This window comes from Pseudomonas sp. BBP2017 (assembly GCF_003024385.1).
In the GTDB taxonomy this organism is placed as follows: Bacteria; Pseudomonadota; Gammaproteobacteria; order Pseudomonadales; family Pseudomonadaceae; genus Aquipseudomonas.
Map to the genome: position 1 here is coordinate 9,996 of NZ_PVZN01000021.1, position 15,284 is coordinate 25,279.

General features: G+C 59.6%; 16 protein-coding genes and 3 pseudogenes. 10 read left to right on the top strand and 9 right to left on the bottom strand.

What is annotated here, in order from left to right; genetic code table 11:
* Positions 1–35: 35 nt before the first annotated feature.
* A complete protein-coding gene (prmB, locus tag C6382_RS21110) occupies positions 36–944 on the bottom strand; it encodes a 50S ribosomal protein L3 N(5)-glutamine methyltransferase (protein WP_107026265.1) in 909 nt (302 codons plus the stop codon).
* Between the two features lie 189 nt (positions 945–1,133).
* Between prmB and C6382_RS21115 the strand changes: the two genes are divergently transcribed.
* The 5 genes from C6382_RS21115 (at position 1,134) to C6382_RS21135 (ending at position 3,774) form a co-directional block, all read left to right on the top strand.
* Complete coding sequence (locus C6382_RS21115; protein ID WP_107026266.1) at positions 1,134–1,724, top strand: cysteine hydrolase family protein; 591 nt, start codon at positions 1,134–1,136, stop codon at positions 1,722–1,724.
* Between the two features lie 76 nt (positions 1,725–1,800).
* The gene (locus tag C6382_RS21120) at positions 1,801–2,121 is read left to right on the top strand and encodes a hypothetical protein (protein WP_107026267.1); all 321 of its coding nucleotides are present in this window, start codon (positions 1,801–1,803) and stop codon (positions 2,119–2,121) included.
* A gap of 52 nt (positions 2,122–2,173) precedes the next feature.
* Positions 2,174–2,731, top strand: a complete 558-nt coding sequence (locus tag C6382_RS21125; RefSeq protein WP_107026268.1) for a Smr/MutS family protein — start codon at positions 2,174–2,176, stop codon at positions 2,729–2,731.
* Positions 2,732–2,800: 69 nt separating this feature from the next.
* On the top strand, positions 2,801–3,346 hold the full coding sequence (gene folE, locus C6382_RS21130) for a GTP cyclohydrolase I FolE (RefSeq protein WP_107026269.1): 546 nt from the start codon (positions 2,801–2,803) through the stop codon (positions 3,344–3,346).
* A 59-nt stretch (positions 3,347–3,405) separates the two neighbouring features.
* Positions 3,406–3,774, top strand: coding sequence for a glutathione S-transferase N-terminal domain-containing protein (locus tag C6382_RS21135; RefSeq protein ID WP_107026270.1), 369 nt, complete (start codon positions 3,406–3,408; stop codon positions 3,772–3,774).
* A gap of 4 nt (positions 3,775–3,778) precedes the next feature.
* Here the strand turns inward: C6382_RS21135 and C6382_RS21140 are convergent, their stop codons facing one another.
* A complete protein-coding gene (locus tag C6382_RS21140; RefSeq protein WP_107026271.1) occupies positions 3,779–4,381 on the bottom strand; it encodes a glutathione S-transferase family protein in 603 nt (200 codons plus the stop codon).
* A 145-nt stretch (positions 4,382–4,526) separates the two neighbouring features.
* Between C6382_RS21140 and C6382_RS21145 the strand changes: the two genes are divergently transcribed.
* Positions 4,527–5,714: a benzoate/H(+) symporter BenE family transporter gene (locus C6382_RS21145; RefSeq protein ID WP_107026272.1), complete on the top strand. Its 1,188-nt coding sequence runs from the start codon at positions 4,527–4,529 to the stop codon at positions 5,712–5,714.
* Between the two features lie 277 nt (positions 5,715–5,991).
* Here the strand turns inward: C6382_RS21145 and C6382_RS21150 are convergent.
* The 4 genes and pseudogenes from C6382_RS21150 to C6382_RS24770 all read right to left on the bottom strand — a co-directional run.
* Positions 5,992–6,293, bottom strand: a pseudogene (locus C6382_RS21150) (type II toxin-antitoxin system RelE/ParE family toxin).
* The gene (locus tag C6382_RS21155; RefSeq protein ID WP_107026273.1) at positions 6,293–6,571 is read right to left on the bottom strand and encodes a type II toxin-antitoxin system ParD family antitoxin; all 279 of its coding nucleotides are present in this window, start codon (positions 6,569–6,571) and stop codon (positions 6,293–6,295) included. Before C6382_RS21155 ends, C6382_RS21150 begins: the two are co-directional and overlap by 1 nt.
* A gap of 216 nt (positions 6,572–6,787) precedes the next feature.
* On the bottom strand, positions 6,788–7,669 hold the full coding sequence (locus C6382_RS24765; RefSeq protein ID WP_371919644.1) for a methyl-accepting chemotaxis protein: 882 nt from the start codon (positions 7,667–7,669) through the stop codon (positions 6,788–6,790).
* A pseudogene (locus C6382_RS24770) lies at positions 7,649–8,734 on the bottom strand (HAMP domain-containing protein); the annotation flags it as partial. The pseudogene C6382_RS24770 and the gene C6382_RS24765, both read right to left, overlap by 21 nt.
* A 339-nt stretch (positions 8,735–9,073) precedes the next feature.
* Between C6382_RS24770 and C6382_RS21165 the strand changes: the two are divergent.
* Together C6382_RS21165 and C6382_RS21170 are read left to right on the top strand one after the other, a co-directional pair.
* Positions 9,074–9,889, top strand: a complete 816-nt coding sequence (locus C6382_RS21165; protein ID WP_256589165.1) for a hypothetical protein — start codon at positions 9,074–9,076, stop codon at positions 9,887–9,889.
* Between the two features lie 227 nt (positions 9,890–10,116).
* Complete coding sequence (locus C6382_RS21170) at positions 10,117–11,121, top strand: NADP-dependent oxidoreductase (RefSeq protein ID WP_107026276.1); 1,005 nt, start codon at positions 10,117–10,119, stop codon at positions 11,119–11,121.
* Here the strand turns inward: C6382_RS21170 and pyrF are convergent.
* Positions 11,111–11,812 carry an orotidine-5'-phosphate decarboxylase gene (gene pyrF, locus C6382_RS21175; RefSeq protein WP_107026277.1) on the bottom strand — a complete coding sequence of 234 codons (702 nt, stop codon included), beginning with the start codon at positions 11,810–11,812 and terminating at the stop codon, positions 11,111–11,113. The two genes, C6382_RS21170 and pyrF, sit on opposite strands and share 11 nt — an antisense overlap.
* Positions 11,813–11,989: 177 nt before the next feature.
* On the opposite strand from pyrF, the gene C6382_RS21180 reads away from it, so the two are divergent.
* Complete coding sequence (locus tag C6382_RS21180) at positions 11,990–12,157, top strand: DUF2897 family protein (protein WP_107026278.1); 168 nt, start codon at positions 11,990–11,992, stop codon at positions 12,155–12,157.
* 29 nt (positions 12,158–12,186) lie between these two features.
* Here C6382_RS21180 and C6382_RS21185 read toward each other — a convergent pair whose 3' ends face one another.
* On the bottom strand, positions 12,187–12,981 hold the full coding sequence (locus C6382_RS21185) for an SDR family oxidoreductase (protein ID WP_107026279.1): 795 nt from the start codon (positions 12,979–12,981) through the stop codon (positions 12,187–12,189).
* 142 nt (positions 12,982–13,123) lie between these two features.
* Positions 13,124–13,450: a helix-hairpin-helix domain-containing protein gene (locus C6382_RS21190; protein ID WP_107026280.1), complete on the bottom strand. Its 327-nt coding sequence runs from the start codon at positions 13,448–13,450 to the stop codon at positions 13,124–13,126.
* A gap of 1,241 nt (positions 13,451–14,691) precedes the next feature.
* Here C6382_RS21190 and C6382_RS24775 point away from each other — a divergent pair.
* Positions 14,692–15,126: pseudogene (locus tag C6382_RS24775) on the top strand (calcium-binding protein); the annotation flags it as partial.
* Positions 15,127–15,284: the final 158 nt, after the last annotated feature.

The following is a 15,284-nucleotide window of genomic DNA, read 5'->3' on the forward strand; positions in this document are numbered from 1 at the left end:
GTGGGAGCGGGCTTGCCCCGCGATCGACTCACTGCTTACACACGCGAAGCAAACAAGCCCTGATGCTGCCGGCACTGCTCCGCGGTCAACATGAACACCCCGTGCCCGCCGCGCTCGAATTCGAGCCAGGCAAAATCCACCTCAGGGTACAGGGCCTCGACGTGCACCTGGCTGTTGCCCACTTCGACAATCAGCAAACCCTTCTCGGTCAGATGATCCGCCGCTTCGGCCAGCATGCGCCGCACCAGGTCCAGACCATCATTGCCACAGGCCAGGCCCAGTTCCGGCTCATGCTGGTACTCATCCGGCATGTCGGCGAAATCCTCGGCATCGACATACGGCGGATTGGACAGGATCAGATCGAAACGCTGCCCCGGCAAACCGTCGAAGCCATCCCCCTGCACGGTAAACACGCGCTCTTCCAGACCATGGCGCTCGATGTTCTGGTTGGCCACCTCCAGCGCTTCGAACGACAGGTCGGCCAGCACCACCTCGGCTTCAGGGAATACCTCGGCACTGACGATACCGATGCAACCGGAACCGGTGCACAGGTCGAGAATGCGCGCAGGTTCGCTGGCCAGCCACGGTTCAAAACGTTTTTCGATCAGCTCGCCGATAGGCGAACGCGGAATCAGCACGCGCTCGTCGACGATGAAGGCCAGGCCGCAGAACCACGCCTCGCCCAACAGGTAGGCGGTCGGCACGCGCTCTTCAATGCGGCGCTTGAGCAGGCGCTGCAGGTGCACCAGTTCGTCGTCTTCCAGCTGGCAGTCCAGATAGCTGTCGGCAACCTCCCAAGGCAAATGCACCGAGCCGAGTACCAGCAGCCGTGCTTCGTCCCAGGCGTTGTCGGCACCATGCCCGAAAAACAGGCCATGCTCATGGAAGCGGCTGACAGCCCAACGGATATGATCGCGCAGGGTGCGCAGGCGAGAAGTGATCACAACAGACTCCTTGAAAGACGACCTGCAATTCTAACAGCCCGATCACAGAAAAGGTTCGTCAAAACTGCCTGTAGGTGTTTCGCCGACATGGCTGCAGGCCACTAACCACGCTGCTTGTACGCGAAGCGATTCACATAAGTGCTCAGGCAGGGGACAATAGGCGAAAAGCCCTACCCAAAGGAGCCCTTGATGTCTGTTCCAATGACGATGTTCCACCTCAGCGGCCGTGGCTATCCACCCGCCAAGCTGAACAACGCCAGCCTGCTCATTATCGACGCGCAAAAAGAGTACCTCAGCGGTCCTCTGGCGCTGTCGGGCATGGACGAGGCTGTGAAGAACATCGCGAAAATGCTCGAGGCGGCGCGCAAGGCCGGTCGCCCGATCATCCACGTGCGCCACCTCGGTACCGTCGGCGGCATGTTCGATCCTCAGGGGCCGCGCGGTGAATTCATCCCGGGCCTTGAGCCGCAGGGCGATGAGATGATCATCGAGAAGCGCATGCCCAATGCCTTCAAGAACACCACCCTGCATGAAACCCTGCAGAAGTACGGGCACCTGGACCTGATCGTCTGCGGTTTCATGAGCCACTCCAGCGTCAGCACCACCGTGCGCCGGGCCAAGGACTATGGTTACCGTTGCACGCTGATCGAAGATGCCTGCGCTACCCGCGACCTGCCGTTCAAGGAGGGGGTGATTCCCGCTGCACAGATCCAGCAAAGCGAAATGGCGATCATGGCCGACAACTTTGCGTGTGTGGCTCCGACCAGCAGCCTGATCTGATCGACCATCCGACGGGCTCGCGGAACCACCTTGCGGTCGTTCGGTCAAAATCCGGATATCCATAGAGGAAATCGGCATGAAGTTGTCCGACGGTTTCGACGCCAAGCGCCTGCGCCAGCGTGAGCCACGCAATTGGGGTGCACGCCTGGCAGCGGCTTTTTCAGCGCTGCTGGCGACCCTGGGGGTACTGCTGGCCATGGCCGGCGCCGCCAGCCTGTTCGGCAACCTGCAAGCCCTGGCCGAGCTCAACGCCAACCGCGCCGGTGCCGCAGTGGTACTCGCCGGTGGCCTGGTGCTGCTGTACCTGGGCATCTGGTTCTGGCGCCGCAGCCGTTTGCGCCTGCGCCGTAGCCGCGAGCTGAACCTGTCGCCGCACCTGATGAAAAAACACGATTGACTGCAACCTGCGGGGGAGTCGCGTAAACTACGCCGCCCAGGCGGAGGCTTACATGCAAGACGACGATTTTTCCCTGTTCAAAAGCGAGATGCGCGGCGTCAAGCCGATCAAGCATGACCGCGCCGAAGTCGGCAAACCCAAGGCCGACCGCAAGCAACTGGCCGGCCTGCGTCAGGCCGCGACGGTACGCAGCGACCAGACTGTGGTCGATGGCTTGTCGGACCAGTTTGTCATCGACGTGGGCCCCGAAGACGACCTGCACTGGAGCCGTGACGGCGTCCAGGAGAGCCAGATGCGCAAGCTCAAGCTCGGCCAGATCGGCTTCGAAGGCAGCCTCGATTTGCACGGCATGAACGTGGAAAAAGCCCGCGAAACCCTCTGGGCGTTCCTCGCCGAAGCCACCCGTTTCGAAGTCCGTTGCGTGCGCGTCACCCATGGCAAGGCCGTACGCCTGGACGGCAAGAAGCCGATGATCAAGAGTCACGTCAACACCTGGCTGCGCCAACACCCGCAGGTGCTGGGGTTTACCTCGTGCCAGGCCCGTCATGGCGGTACCGGCGCGGTGTACGTGATGCTCAAACGAACCATGCTCGAAGGCCGTGACGAGTAACGCCGTACTTGCAGCGCCGCCACAGCCGCCGTACCCTTCGCGTTTGCGATAAATCCCACAGGTAGATCCATGTCCCTGGAACAGAACTACACCGCTATCCTCGGCCAGCTCGGCGAGGACATCTCCCGCGAGGGCCTGCTCGACACGCCCAAGCGGGCTGCGAAGGCCATGCAGTACCTTTGCCGCGGTTATGAACAAACCCTGGAAGAAGTGACCAACGGCGCCCTGTTCAGCTCCGATAACAGCGAAATGGTCCTGGTCAAGGACATCGAGCTGTACTCGCTGTGCGAACACCACATGCTGCCATTCATCGGCAAGGCTCACGTCGCCTACATCCCCGATGGCAAGGTCCTGGGCCTGTCCAAGGTTGCGCGGATCGTCGACATGTACGCACGTCGCCTGCAGATCCAGGAAAACCTCAGCCGTCAGGTCGCCGAGGCGATCCAGAAGGTCACCGGCGCCCTGGGCGTAGCAGTGGTCATCGAAGCCAAGCACATGTGCATGATGATGCGCGGCGTGGAAAAACAGAACTCGACCATGATCACTTCGGTGATGCTCGGCGAATTCCGTGAAAATGCCGCGACCCGCAGCGAATTTCTCAGCCTGATCAAGTAATCGGGCCTGACTGCAAGCCGACCTTTCGTGGTCGGCTTTTTTTATTCTCAGGAGTTGCCATGATCGTCAAAGCACTGCGTGTGGGCTTAGGTCAGTTGATTGTGTTCGGTGACTGGATCAGCCGCCCGGCCAAGCTCAAACGCGAACCGGCCACCCAGGCGCTGGTCGAGCAACAGGCCAAGGGTTTGAGCCTGTATCAGTTCCACGCCTGCCCGTTCTGCGTGAAAACCCGCCGCACCCTGCACCGCCTGAACGTGCCGGTGGCCCTTCGCGATGCGAAGAACAACGAACAGGATCGCCAGGCGCTGCTCAATGAAGGGGGCAAGATCAAAGTGCCATGCCTGCGCATTGAAGAGGACGGCAAGACCACCTGGATGTACGAATCCAAGGTGATCATCGATTACCTCAACAAACGTTTTGCCGCCTGATCGCTCAACCGAGCATGGTCACATGACGGGGATGGCTGGCAACTCGATCCAGCCATGCCTGAATGCCCGGATAGGCCCCCAGGTCAAACCCACCCTGCTGGGCAACATGGGTGTAGGCGTACAGCGCAACATCGGCAATCGAGTAACGATCACCGACCAGATAAGGCGTTAGCTGCAGCTGCTTCTCCATCACCCGCAACGCCTTGTAGCCGCCTTTGTGCAGAGTCTTGTATTCCTCCAGGCGCTCTTGCGGCAGGCCCAGGTAAAACTGGATGAAGCGCGCCACGGCGATGTACGGCTCATGACTGTATTGCTCGAAGAACTGCCATTGCAGCACCTGGGTACGCAAGCGCGGCTCGGTAGGCAGAAATTCAGTGCCATCGGCGAGAAAGTTCAGGATCGCGTTGGATTCCCACAGGTAAGTGCCGTCTTCAAGTTCCAGCACCGGCACCTTGCCATTGGGGTTCATCGCCAGAAACGCCGGGGTTTCCGTCTCGCCCTTGAGGATATCCACCGAGTGCCATTCATAAGGCAGATCAAGCAGGTGCAGCATCAGCTTGACCTTGTAGCAGTTACCCGACTGGTAATCACCGTAAACCTTGTACATCTCTCCCCCCATTCAATGGCTGAATCCTACCCGCCCCCATAGTTGGCGACTGTACGGCTAAATGCAATGCCTGCTGTATGGCAAGAACGGCAAGCCTGCGCGTTAGTCTGCAAAATCTGCTTACACCTAGAACAAGGATTGCCCCATGCCCGATGCCACCTCCGCGCAACTGCGCCCTTTGGCTGACTCCTCACCCTCGGCCGTGGTCGCAGGTTTTATTGCCATGTTGACCGGCTACACCAGCTCCCTGGTGCTGATGTTCCAGGCTGGCCAGGCGGCCGGCTTGACCAGTGCGCAAATCTCATCGTGGATCTGGGCCCTGTCGATCGGTATGGCAGTGTGCAGCATCGGCCTGTCGTTGCGCTATCGCACACCGGTGACCGTGGCCTGGTCGACGCCGGGTGCGGCGCTGTTGATCACCAGCCTTGGCGGGGTCAGCTATGGCGAAGCCATCGGCGCCTACATCACCTGCGCCGTGCTGGTGGTGATCTGCGGCCTGACCGGCAGTTTCGAACGCCTGGTCAAACGCATTCCAGCCTCGCTGGCATCGGCGTTGCTGGCCGGTATCCTGTTCAAGATCGGCAGCGAAATCGTCATCGCTGCCCAGCACCGTACCGCGCTGGTGCTGGGGATGTTCTTCAGTTACCTGATCATCAAACGCCTGTCGCCGCGTTATGCGGTGCTCGCCGCGCTGCTGGTGGGCACCCTCTTGTCCGGCGCCATGGGCCTGCTGGATTTCAGTGGTTTCAGCCTGGAAGTGGCAACCCCGGTGTGGACCACCCCAAGCTTTTCCCTGGCGGCCACCATCAGCATCGGCATTCCCCTGTTCGTGGTCGCCATGACCTCGCAGAACATGCCCGGCGTTGCCGTGTTGCGAGCCGACGGCTATCAGGTGCCGGCCTCACCCCTGATCTCGGTGACCGGCCTGGCCTCGTTGGTGCTGGCACCCTTCGGCTCGCATGGCATCAACCTGGCGGCCATCAGTGCGGCGATCTGTACGGGGCCGCACGCCCATGAAGACCCGAGCAAACGCTATACCGCTGCGGTGTGGTGCGGGATTTTCTACGGCATCGCGGGCGTATTCGGTGCCACCCTGGCCGCGCTGTTCGCCGCTTTGCCCAAGGAGCTGGTGCTATCGATTGCTGCCCTGGCGCTGTTCGGCTCGATCATGAACGGCCTGACGGTTGCCATGAATGAAACCAAGGAGCGTGAAGCGGCGTTGATCACCTTCATGGTCACCGCGTCGGGCTTTACCCTGTTCTCCATCGGCTCGGCGTTCTGGGGGATTGTCGCCGGGGTGTTGACGCTGATGATTCTCAACTGGCGCAAGTAATAAGATGTTGAAACTGCGAGCGGATCCATTCAATGCGCCGCTGCTGCCGGCGCCTTCCGCCTTTATGTAGCGCAGCGTAGGGCCTTATGATCTGTCCCGGCTTGCCCTGCGTGTCGTGTTACAAGTTGAAAGCGAAGCGACCGACGTCAAGAAACTCTCGATCTGCCTTGATCTCTTTCGGAAACATAATCACGGCCTCACGTTCGGATTGTGGGTATTAGAGGTGAGGGAGCAGCGGAACAGAAAGTGCACTTAAGCCCAGCACCTGCCCGCAAACCTAATCGTCCAGCTCAAATTGCAAGGCTGCCTCGAAATCCTGCCCACCATAAAAAATGCCCAGGATGGAAACCTGCTTGGCATCAACGGCAAAAACAATCACGGCCCGCTTGCGATAAGACCTGGTCGTATATCGTCCCTCTGGTTCCCTCGGTGCGGGAACGTCCGTAACTCTTCGCAATGGGTCACGATGGCGTCGGTATAACGCTGGGCAGTCTCCGGCGAAGCCGCCGTGGAAATGTAGCGATAGAGCGCAGTCAACTGTTCTAGGGCTTCCGGTGCAAACTCGACGGTATACGCCATTACGATTTTGCAGTGGCGTTCTGGTGTTCTGCCGACAACCGGGCACGCACCTGATCGGCGCTCAGCGCACGCGAAGGGTCTGCTTTCAAGGCATCGTAAGCCGGCGCTGCTTGGCCAACGAGCCAGCTTTCCAAGGCGCGATCACGGGCCAATAGCGCCCGCAGGCCATCACGGATCACTTCGCTTTCAGTGGCATACTCACCGGTAGCGACCTTGGCTTTCACCACGTCGGCCATCTGGTTGGGCAGAGTGATACTGAATTGTTGAGTGCTGCCCATGACGAACCTCCCGGGCAAAATAGGATTTAATCCTACTCCACTCTAGAAAATATGCACATGACTTCTTAGGTGCAGCCATGTGTCAATCTGGTCTATACCCAAACTGGATGTCAGGAACGCTGGCAGGTGCTTTTTTCTCGAATCGCGCTAGTACATCGGCCCACATCGTTCGGGTCTTCCTGACTGAATTTCAGCGTATTTTACAAAGAACCATTTTTACAGCCTGAAATGCCCCACCATGCCTCTGAGCTCACTGCCCAGCTGCGCCAGTTCGACACTCGAGCTGGCATTGCCCTGCATCGCCAGCGCCGACTGATCCGCGCTGCTGCGGATCTGGATGACACTGCGGCTGATCTCCTCAGCCACCGAACTCTGCTCTTCGGCCGCTGCCGCAATCTGCTGATTCATCTGCTGGATCAATGACACCGCTGCAGCAATGCTACCCAAAGCACTTTCAGCCTGCAGGGCATCGACCACCGCCAGCTTGACCAATTCGCTACTGCCCTGAATCTGCGTCACCGAAGCCTGGGCACTGCGACGCAAGCTGCTCACCAGGCTTTCGATCTCCTCGGTTGACTGCCGGGTACGCCGGGCCAAAGCACGCACCTCATCGGCCACCACTGCAAAGCCCCGGCCCTGCTCGCCTGCGCGAGCCGCTTCGATGGCGGCATTGAGAGCCAGCAGGTTGGTTTGTTCGGCAACACTCTTGATCACCTCCAGCACCGTACCAATGCTCTGGATTTCAGCACTGAGGCTTTCGATACCCTGGCTGGCCGATTCGGCAGCGCCCGCCAGCGCTTCGATCCGCTGCATGCTCTGGCGCACCACCTGCTGGCCGCTGCCAACCTTGTCGTCTGCCACCTGGGCGGCCTGCGCAGCCTCTTCGGCATTGCGCGCGACGTCATGAACAGTGGCCGTCATCTGCTGCATGGCGGTGGCGACTTGCTCGGTTTCCTCCTTCTGGCTACTGACCTCACGGGTGGTCTGCTCGGTCACCGCCGAGAGCGACTGCGCATTACTGGCCAACTGTTCGATGCCCTTCTGCAGGCCACTGACAATGCCGCTCAACCCCGAGCCCATCTGCTGCATGGCCTGCATCAGCTGGCCAACTTCGTCGCGCCGATCAACCTGGATGTCGCCGCTCAGATCGCCCGCCGCGATCTGCTCGGCACGACCGATCACCTGGCGCAGCGGCCCGACCACCGCGCGCGTGATCAACCAGGCCGCCAGCACCCCGACCAGCAGAGCCAGCAATGACGCCAGCAGAATAAACACCGCGTTGCGCTTGAGCTGAGCCAGCATGGCCTGATCTTCAGCGGCATAGGCTTGATCGACCTGAGCACTCACCTGTTCGGCGCGTTGTTGCAACTGCTGTTTGAGTTGCTGCTCGCGCCCGAGCAAATCGGTGTACTCCCCGAGCTTTTCACTGAAGCTGGCGATATGGCCACTGACTTCATTAAGCACCGTCTGGTAACCGGCATCACTGACGCTGGCTTTGAGCTGCTCGACCAGCGTCGCAGCCTGCTCAGTCTGTTCAATGCGCCCCTGACGGAGATCCTCGCTGCCTTTGCGGTTCTGCTCCAGACGCAGTCGTGCTTCATCCATGGCCTGAAGCATCAACCTGGACACCTGGGCAACCTGGCCGGCCTGTTCGACAAACTCGGCACCTTGCTGGCCCTGGGTGTCCTTGAGGGTGTAGGTGCCATCGTCGGCAAGCCCCGCCTGCAGCACGTCGAGATTGTTGGCGACACTAGAGACCGACCAGCTGGCCATGTCCAGCGCCAGCTCCTTGGACTGGGTCAACTCGACGAACTGATCAAAGGCCTGGCGATAATCGTTCAACGCCTGCTCCACACCGCTACCGCTCAATTGCGATAGCCCTCGGGCCTGGAGCAACACCTCCTCTACCCCCTGATGCAGTGCCTCGACCGCCTTGGGAGCGGAGCGCAAGGCAAAGTCTTGCTCTTGCAAGCGCACCCTGAGCACGTCGGCGTTGAGTGCCGTCATCTGCTTGAGCCCCTCGAATCGCTGACCAACGCTGTACAACGCGGCAACACCACAGATCGCCACCACGGCGGTCAGCAACAAGACCAGGGCAAAGCCCAGGCCCAGCTTGCGCGCCATGCCCAGATTGGCAAAAAAACCACGTTTGACCGCACTCATCGCACCTCCCCCACTGCCCCGGCAACGACTCAAGGTTGCAGAGTGGCAACGGCACCCGGGAGGGCACAAGATGCTGGCGTCGGAATAATGGCAAAAAGCTACAACAGCGTCGCGTTCAGAACGGCAGAGGTCGCCTTGTGCGCTGCAAGGTGGTATCCGCCTGTTTCTACAGAACCCCCGCCTGCAAAACCACCCCACTACCGCCTGAGAAATCTGCGATTTATATCCGTGAACACAATGTGAAAAAAATGTAAAAAACTGTAGGAAATGTTACATTTATTTGACGATGGCATTTTGACATAGGGATGCACAGCAGTGACGGGCGGATGCAAGGATTTGGTGAGCGAGTTTTCCTACACACTCAACCACCATCGTTCCACATTACACTTCAAAGCACCTCTCGCCACCTTCACCGCTCAGGCGTTGCAGCGCCTGGTAGAGCGCAAAGGCTCGGACAAACGCATCAGCGCTCCACTGGACTGTAGCCAAAGCGCCCTGTTCACCAAACGCCAGCCTCTGGACTCGCTGAAAAAGAAGCTGCGGGTGGCCTTCGGCGGCAGCAAATCCCAAGACCTCAATGACTGGGTGATCGAAGAACTGATCAATACCGCCGAAGCGCATAAGCGCGGCGCCCGGGTTGCGCCATTGATCGGCTTTGGTTACTCCCGGTGCCGCCTGGGCCTGATGGATGACTTCATCATCATCACTGGCTTGCTATCGGGGTATACCGATGGCTTGAAGTGGGTCAGCGCCAATCCGAAGCAGGTTGAAACCTTGATTGCCAGCGCCTTCGAACTGCTGCACTCACTGCACCAGCAAGGCATCTGCCATATGGACCTGTGGGCCGCCAATGTGATGGTTCCCGACGAGCTGCCGGCGCCGGCCCAGGCCATCGACCTGGAAAACTGTTTCTGCCGGCCAACCGCCTTTCTCAGCGAGACCCTCGGCTTTCAGTTCGGCTTCTTCTACTCCCGCGAGATCTATCGTTTTATCACCGAGGCCCGCTACGACGAACTGGTCGATGCTGCGCTGGCCGACTATCCCGGTATCGACCGGGAGCGTTTCACGCCCTGCTACCAGCTGAGCAAACATCAGCACATCGGCCGCAAAGACCGGCGCACGGTGTTTCTCAGCGGTCAGTTAAAAGCGGGCTAGCCCCTCAGATCGCCGGCGCCCCGCCATCCAACACCAGGGCATGGCCGGTGGTATGAATTGGCAGCATCATCAGGGTGCCGGTTGAACCGGTATTGGTACGGCTGATTGGCGAGCCGGGGGATAGATCACGACAATCGATTGCGCGGCATTCGCAAAGCCGGTGAACCTTGCTCGACGGCCGAAGAGGGTCTATCAACAAGCTTTGCCCTTGATCCGAGAGCCCTGCCATGACCGCCCAGACCAACCGCCGCTTCCTGCTCGCCAAGCGCCCGATCGGCGCCGTCAGCCGTGACGACTTCACCTTCGAACAGATACCGCTCAACGAACCCGGCGAAGGCCAGGTACAGGTGAAAAACCTCTACCTGTCCCTCGACCCGGCCATGCGCGGCTGGATGAACGAGGGCAAGTCTTACATCCCGCCAGTGGCTCTGGGCCAGGTCATGCGCGCCTTGGGCGTGGGCGAAGTGATCGCCTCGAAACACCCGGGCTTTGCCGTCGGCGACCACGTCAATGGCGCCCTCGGTGTGCAGGATTACTTTGTCGGCGAACCTCAAGGCTTCTACAAGATCGACCCGAAACTGGCACCGCTGCCGCGCTACCTGTCCGCCCTGGGCATGACCGGCATGACCGCCTACTTCGCCCTGCTTGAGGTCGGCGCCCCCAAACCAGGTGAAACCGTGGTGCTCTCCGGTGCCGCCGGTGCGGTGGGCAGCATTGCCGGGCAGATTGCCAAAATCAAAGGTTGCCGGGTGGTGGGAATCGCCGGTGGCAAACAGAAATGTCAGTACCTGAAAGACGAACTGGGCTTCGACGGCGTCATCGACTACAAAGCCGAGGATGTGCTTGAAGGCCTCAAGCGCGAATGCCCGAAAGGTGTCGACGTGTACTTCGACAACGTCGGTGGCGACATTCTCGATGCCGTGCTCAGCCGCCTGAATTTCAAGGCGCGGGTGGTGATCTGTGGGGCCATCAGCCAGTACAACAACAAGCAGGCGATCAAAGGTCCAGCCAACTACCTGTCACTGCTGGTCAACCGCGCGCGGATGGAAGGCTTTGTGGTGATGGACCATGCCGCCAATTACGGCCAGGCGGCACAGGAGATTGCCGGCTGGCTGGCAAGCGGCAAACTGAAGAGCAAGGAAGACGTGGTCGAAGGCCTGGAAACCTTCCCCGAGACACTGTTGAAACTGTTCAGCGGGGAAAATTTCGGCAAGCTGGTGCTTAAGCCCTGATTTCAGCGACCACCGCCGCCAGCGCCTGCGCTGGATCGGCAGCCTGGCTGATCGGGCGACCGATCACCAGGTAATCGGAACCGGCGTCCAGCGCCTGGCGCGGAGTCAGGATGCGACGCTGGTCGTCCTGGGCACTGCCCGCCGGACGAATACCCGGGGTAACCAGTTGCAGCGACGGATGCGCAGCCTTCAGTGCTGGCGCTTCCAGTGCCGAGCACACCAGACCGTCCATACCGGCTTTCTCCGCCAGTGCCGCCAGCCGCAGCACCTGCTCCTGCGGCTCGATATCCAGGCCGATAGCGGCCAGGTCTTCACGCTCCATGCTGGTCAGCACCGTCACACCGATCAGCAGCGGCTGTGGGCCGCTACGCTTGGCCAGCACCTCGCGGCAGGCTGCCATCATGCGCAGGCCACCGGAACAGTGGACGTTAACCATCCACACCCCCATTTCCGCAGCAGCTTTGACCGCCATCGCCGTGGTGTTGGGAATATCGTGGAATTTCAGATCGAGGAACACCTCGAAGCCCTTCTCGACCAGGGTTTCGACAATGCCCGATGCGCTGCTGGTGAACAGCTCTTTGCCGACCTTGACCCGGCACAGGGACGGATCGAGTTGATCCGCCAATTTCAGGGCAGCGTCACGGGTAGGGAAATCCAGGGCGACAATGATGGGCGTCTGGCAGGCGGACATGGGCGGGTCTCTTGGCAAGTCTTGAACGGCGCGCATTGTAAACGAAGTCGCGGTTTGTGGGGGCCAATGATCGCGAATTGGCCCCCAGCGGCGGCGCCCCTATAATTGAACCTATGAATGGAGCATCAGCTCCAACTTACAGGAGCGGCATCATTCGCCGTTCTGAAGGAGAACTACATGCCCTGGTATGCCTGGTTGATTCTGGTGCTCGCGATCGGCTCCATCGTCGGCGGCCTGATGCTGTTGCGTGACACCGCGAAAAAGCTGCCCCTGACCGAGGAACAGCTCAAGCGTATACATGAGCGCAATGCGCAGATGGATGAGAAGGATGCGCAGGATCGCTGAGCCCATTGCGCTCCGCTTTGCTTACTGCATCACTTGTAACGTGCTGCGGCAGAACTGCGCGACAGATTTGGCCCCAGCGCATCGCGCGCCTTGATAAACGCCTGCCAATCCGCGGCATCAGGTAACGACGGAATGGTCACCCTCTCGTGGCTATCCAGACCATTCAGCGCCGCGTCGACCATCTCCCCTACTTCCATCACCATGTGCGGATCGATATGGGCGACATCCAGGCCGGAGCGCTCCCAGATTTCGGTACGCGTAACGCCAGGCAGCACGGCCTGCACTTGTACGCCTTTATCTTTCAGCTCGCCTTGCAGCGTCTGGGTCAGGCTCAAGACATAAGCCTTACTGGCGCTGTACACGGCGTTGAACATCTCTGGCGCCAGCGCCACCACCGAAGCCAGATTAATGATGGTACCGCGACCGTTTTTACCAAACTGGGCGGCAGCAGCCGACGCCAGACGGGTTAGCGCGACAATATTGAGCGCCACCAGCGAGTCGATCTGCGCAGCCGTAGCCTCCGCCAACGTGCCGTGCATAGCGATACCGGCGTTATTGACCAACACACCAATGCTCTGATCATCACGCAAACGCTGCTCGACGCGGGCCAGATCTGCCGCTCGCGCGAGATCCGCCGGCAGTACTTCGACATTAACGCCGTGCCGGGCCTGCAGATCGCTAGCCAAGGCTTCAAGCCGCTGCTGGTCACGCGCGACCAACAACAGATCGTGACCACGACCAGCGAGGCGCTCCGCGTAGACCGCACCGATTCCGGAAGACGCACCCGTGACGAGCGCGGTAGGGGTTACCGAGGGAGCTGACATAGCGGTGATCTCCTGGGACTGACTGGGGAGGGATGAATCTGTGCAAAACAAAATATTATCACTGTAATATTTATTCAAATCCGACCGACCAAAGGCATCCCCAAGCAAGAAGGCCGGCCAAAGACCGGCCTTCCGCGAAGCGCTAGTTAATGGTGAGCTTGTCGCGGTTGCGATCGAGCAGGGCCTTGCCGATGCCCTTGATCTCCAGCAGTTCATCCACCGTAGCGAAGGCGCCGTGTTCTTCACGGTAGGCGACGATTGCCTCGGCTTTGGTTTTACCGATGCCGGTCAGGGTGGTCTGGAGGGTTAGCGCGTCGGCGGTGTTCAGGTCCAGGCGTGCGGCGGGTTGTTGTGTGGCGACGACAGGTACCGGATTGGTTACCGATTCAGTGGCTGGCGCCGCACTCAACGAAAAGGATGCGCTGGCGAACAGGGGGAGCAGAAGGTAGGACAGGACGGTGTTGCGCATGGGCTGAGACTCCTGGGTAGGTTTCAAAGGCAGCTTTTCCTTGGCTGCCTTTGAAACGTAGAACGCCTGGTGGGAGAGTCAAACCACGAGGCGTGGAGGAATCATTACTAAATCGGACGAACATGGGGAACGAGTCCGTTTAATGTTCTCCTCAGCGACATGCTGCATGGCAGCACCGACGCCGACTCGACCACTGAATTCGAATTGCAGCCAGTAGGAGTAAGCAGCCTGAAGCCACCGATTTGACCACCTAAATGATGGCAATTTGACGCCATCATTTTACCCTGTAAACTGCCGATCACTTCTGTTCTCTCTTTGCTTAAAAGGAATTTGCTATGCCAATCCTGGGCGAAACCCGCGTCAACCCTACGACTAGCTATCATTCTGAGCCCTCCCTTACGGCGCTGAAAGATGGCGGCTACATCGTGGCGTGGAGCGATCAGGGAGCAAACACCACCGATTACCTCTACACCCAGCGCTATAACGCCAGTGGCGTGAAGGTAGGCGGGCCAGCCCTTGTCAACACAGTTACGAACAAGGAACAGGAAGATCCCAGCATTACTGCATTGGCCAACGGTGGCTACGTGGTCGCCTGGCAATCGAATACCTTCGACGATATGTCGGACATCGCCGCCCAGGTCTACAACGCCAATGGCGCCAAGGTTGGAAGTGAGTTAATCGTCAACACAACCAGAAATGGCAGCCAGGACAGTGCGGAGATCACCGCGCTTCAAGATGGCGGCTTTGTGGTGTCCTGGGCTTCGTACGGTCAGGACGGCAGTGGCTGGGGCGGCTACCTACAGCGCTATAACGCCAGCGGAGCTAAGGTAGGGGTAGAAACACGCGTCTCTACCACCACTCAGTACGACCAGGATGGCCCTACCGTCACCGGCCTTACCGATGGCGGCATTATGGTGGTTTGGGAGGGGAACGGAAAAGACGATACGACCGGCATTTTCGGTCAGCGGTTCAAGGCCGACGGCAGCAAATCCGGCGGAGAAATTCGCATCAATACCCGGATTGCCGACGAGCAGACAGACCCCACTGTCAAGGTTCTGAGCAGCGGTAACTATGTCGTCACCTGGCAGTCGGCTCCCGACGATGGCGATGGCGACGACGAAACCGATGCCCCTGCCGACATCTACGCACAGCTTTTCAATGCCGCTGGCGTAAAAATGGGTGCAGAAACCCGAGTGAATACCACCACCGTAGGCAATCAGGAAGAGCCTAACGTTACCGCTATGACGGATGGCGGTTATCTGGTGACCTGGGCAGGCCAAGGCATCGGTGATGTCAATGGCATATTCGCCCAGCGCTTCAATGCCAGCGGCGTCAAGGTGGGTACCGAAACCCGCATCAACACCAGCACCACCGGCAATCAATCGTTCGCCCAAGTGACTACATTGGCCGATGGCGGCTACGTGATTGCCTGGGAGTCCTATGGGGTGAATGGGCAAGTTGACGTTTATACCCAACGCTTTGACGCCAACGGCAACAAGGTTTCCAGCCTGACAGGCGATACCTTGGCCAACACCTTGACCTGGACCGGCGCTGGCAGCGTGATCATCGACGGCGGCGCGGGCAACGATACGCTTACAGGTGGCCGCGCCAACGATCATTTAAACGGCGGTGTCGGCAATGACTCGCTCAATGGTGCCGTCGGTGCCGACCGCCTGAACGGCGGCGATGGTTCCGACAGCTATTACGTCGACAACGCAGGCGATGTCGTCAGTGAAACCAATGCTGTTACCAGCACCGGTGGCAGCGATACCGTTTACAGCTACCTCGGGGCCTACACCCTTGGCAGCAACGTAGAGAACCTGCGCCTGCTGGC

What these genes read in the sequence shown, in the direction of transcription:
- C6382_RS21115 (WP_107026266.1), top strand. Translation starts at nt 1,134, where the DNA reads ATGTCTGTTCCAATGACGATGTTCCACCTCAGCGGCCGTGGCTATCCA.
- C6382_RS21120 (WP_107026267.1), top strand. Translation starts at nt 1,801, where the DNA reads ATGAAGTTGTCCGACGGTTTCGACGCCAAGCGCCTGCGCCAGCGTGAG.
- C6382_RS21125 (WP_107026268.1), top strand. Translation starts at nt 2,174, where the DNA reads ATGCAAGACGACGATTTTTCCCTGTTCAAAAGCGAGATGCGCGGCGTC.
- folE (WP_107026269.1), top strand. Translation starts at nt 2,801, where the DNA reads ATGTCCCTGGAACAGAACTACACCGCTATCCTCGGCCAGCTCGGCGAG.
- C6382_RS21135 (WP_107026270.1), top strand. Translation starts at nt 3,406, where the DNA reads ATGATCGTCAAAGCACTGCGTGTGGGCTTAGGTCAGTTGATTGTGTTC.
- C6382_RS21140 (WP_107026271.1), bottom strand. Translation starts at nt 4,381, where the DNA reads ATGTACAAGGTTTACGGTGATTACCAGTCGGGTAACTGCTACAAGGTC.
- C6382_RS21145 (WP_107026272.1), top strand. Translation starts at nt 4,527, where the DNA reads ATGCCCGATGCCACCTCCGCGCAACTGCGCCCTTTGGCTGACTCCTCA.
- C6382_RS21155 (WP_107026273.1), bottom strand. Translation starts at nt 6,571, where the DNA reads ATGGGCAGCACTCAACAATTCAGTATCACTCTGCCCAACCAGATGGCC.
- C6382_RS24765 (WP_371919644.1), bottom strand. Translation starts at nt 7,669, where the DNA reads ATGCAGGCCATGCAGCAGATGGGCTCGGGGTTGAGCGGCATTGTCAGT.
- C6382_RS21170 (WP_107026276.1), top strand. Translation starts at nt 10,117, where the DNA reads ATGACCGCCCAGACCAACCGCCGCTTCCTGCTCGCCAAGCGCCCGATC.
- pyrF (WP_107026277.1), bottom strand. Translation starts at nt 11,812, where the DNA reads ATGTCCGCCTGCCAGACGCCCATCATTGTCGCCCTGGATTTCCCTACC.
- C6382_RS21180 (WP_107026278.1), top strand. Translation starts at nt 11,990, where the DNA reads ATGCCCTGGTATGCCTGGTTGATTCTGGTGCTCGCGATCGGCTCCATC.
- C6382_RS21185 (WP_107026279.1), bottom strand. Translation starts at nt 12,981, where the DNA reads ATGTCAGCTCCCTCGGTAACCCCTACCGCGCTCGTCACGGGTGCGTCT.
- C6382_RS21190 (WP_107026280.1), bottom strand. Translation starts at nt 13,450, where the DNA reads ATGCGCAACACCGTCCTGTCCTACCTTCTGCTCCCCCTGTTCGCCAGC.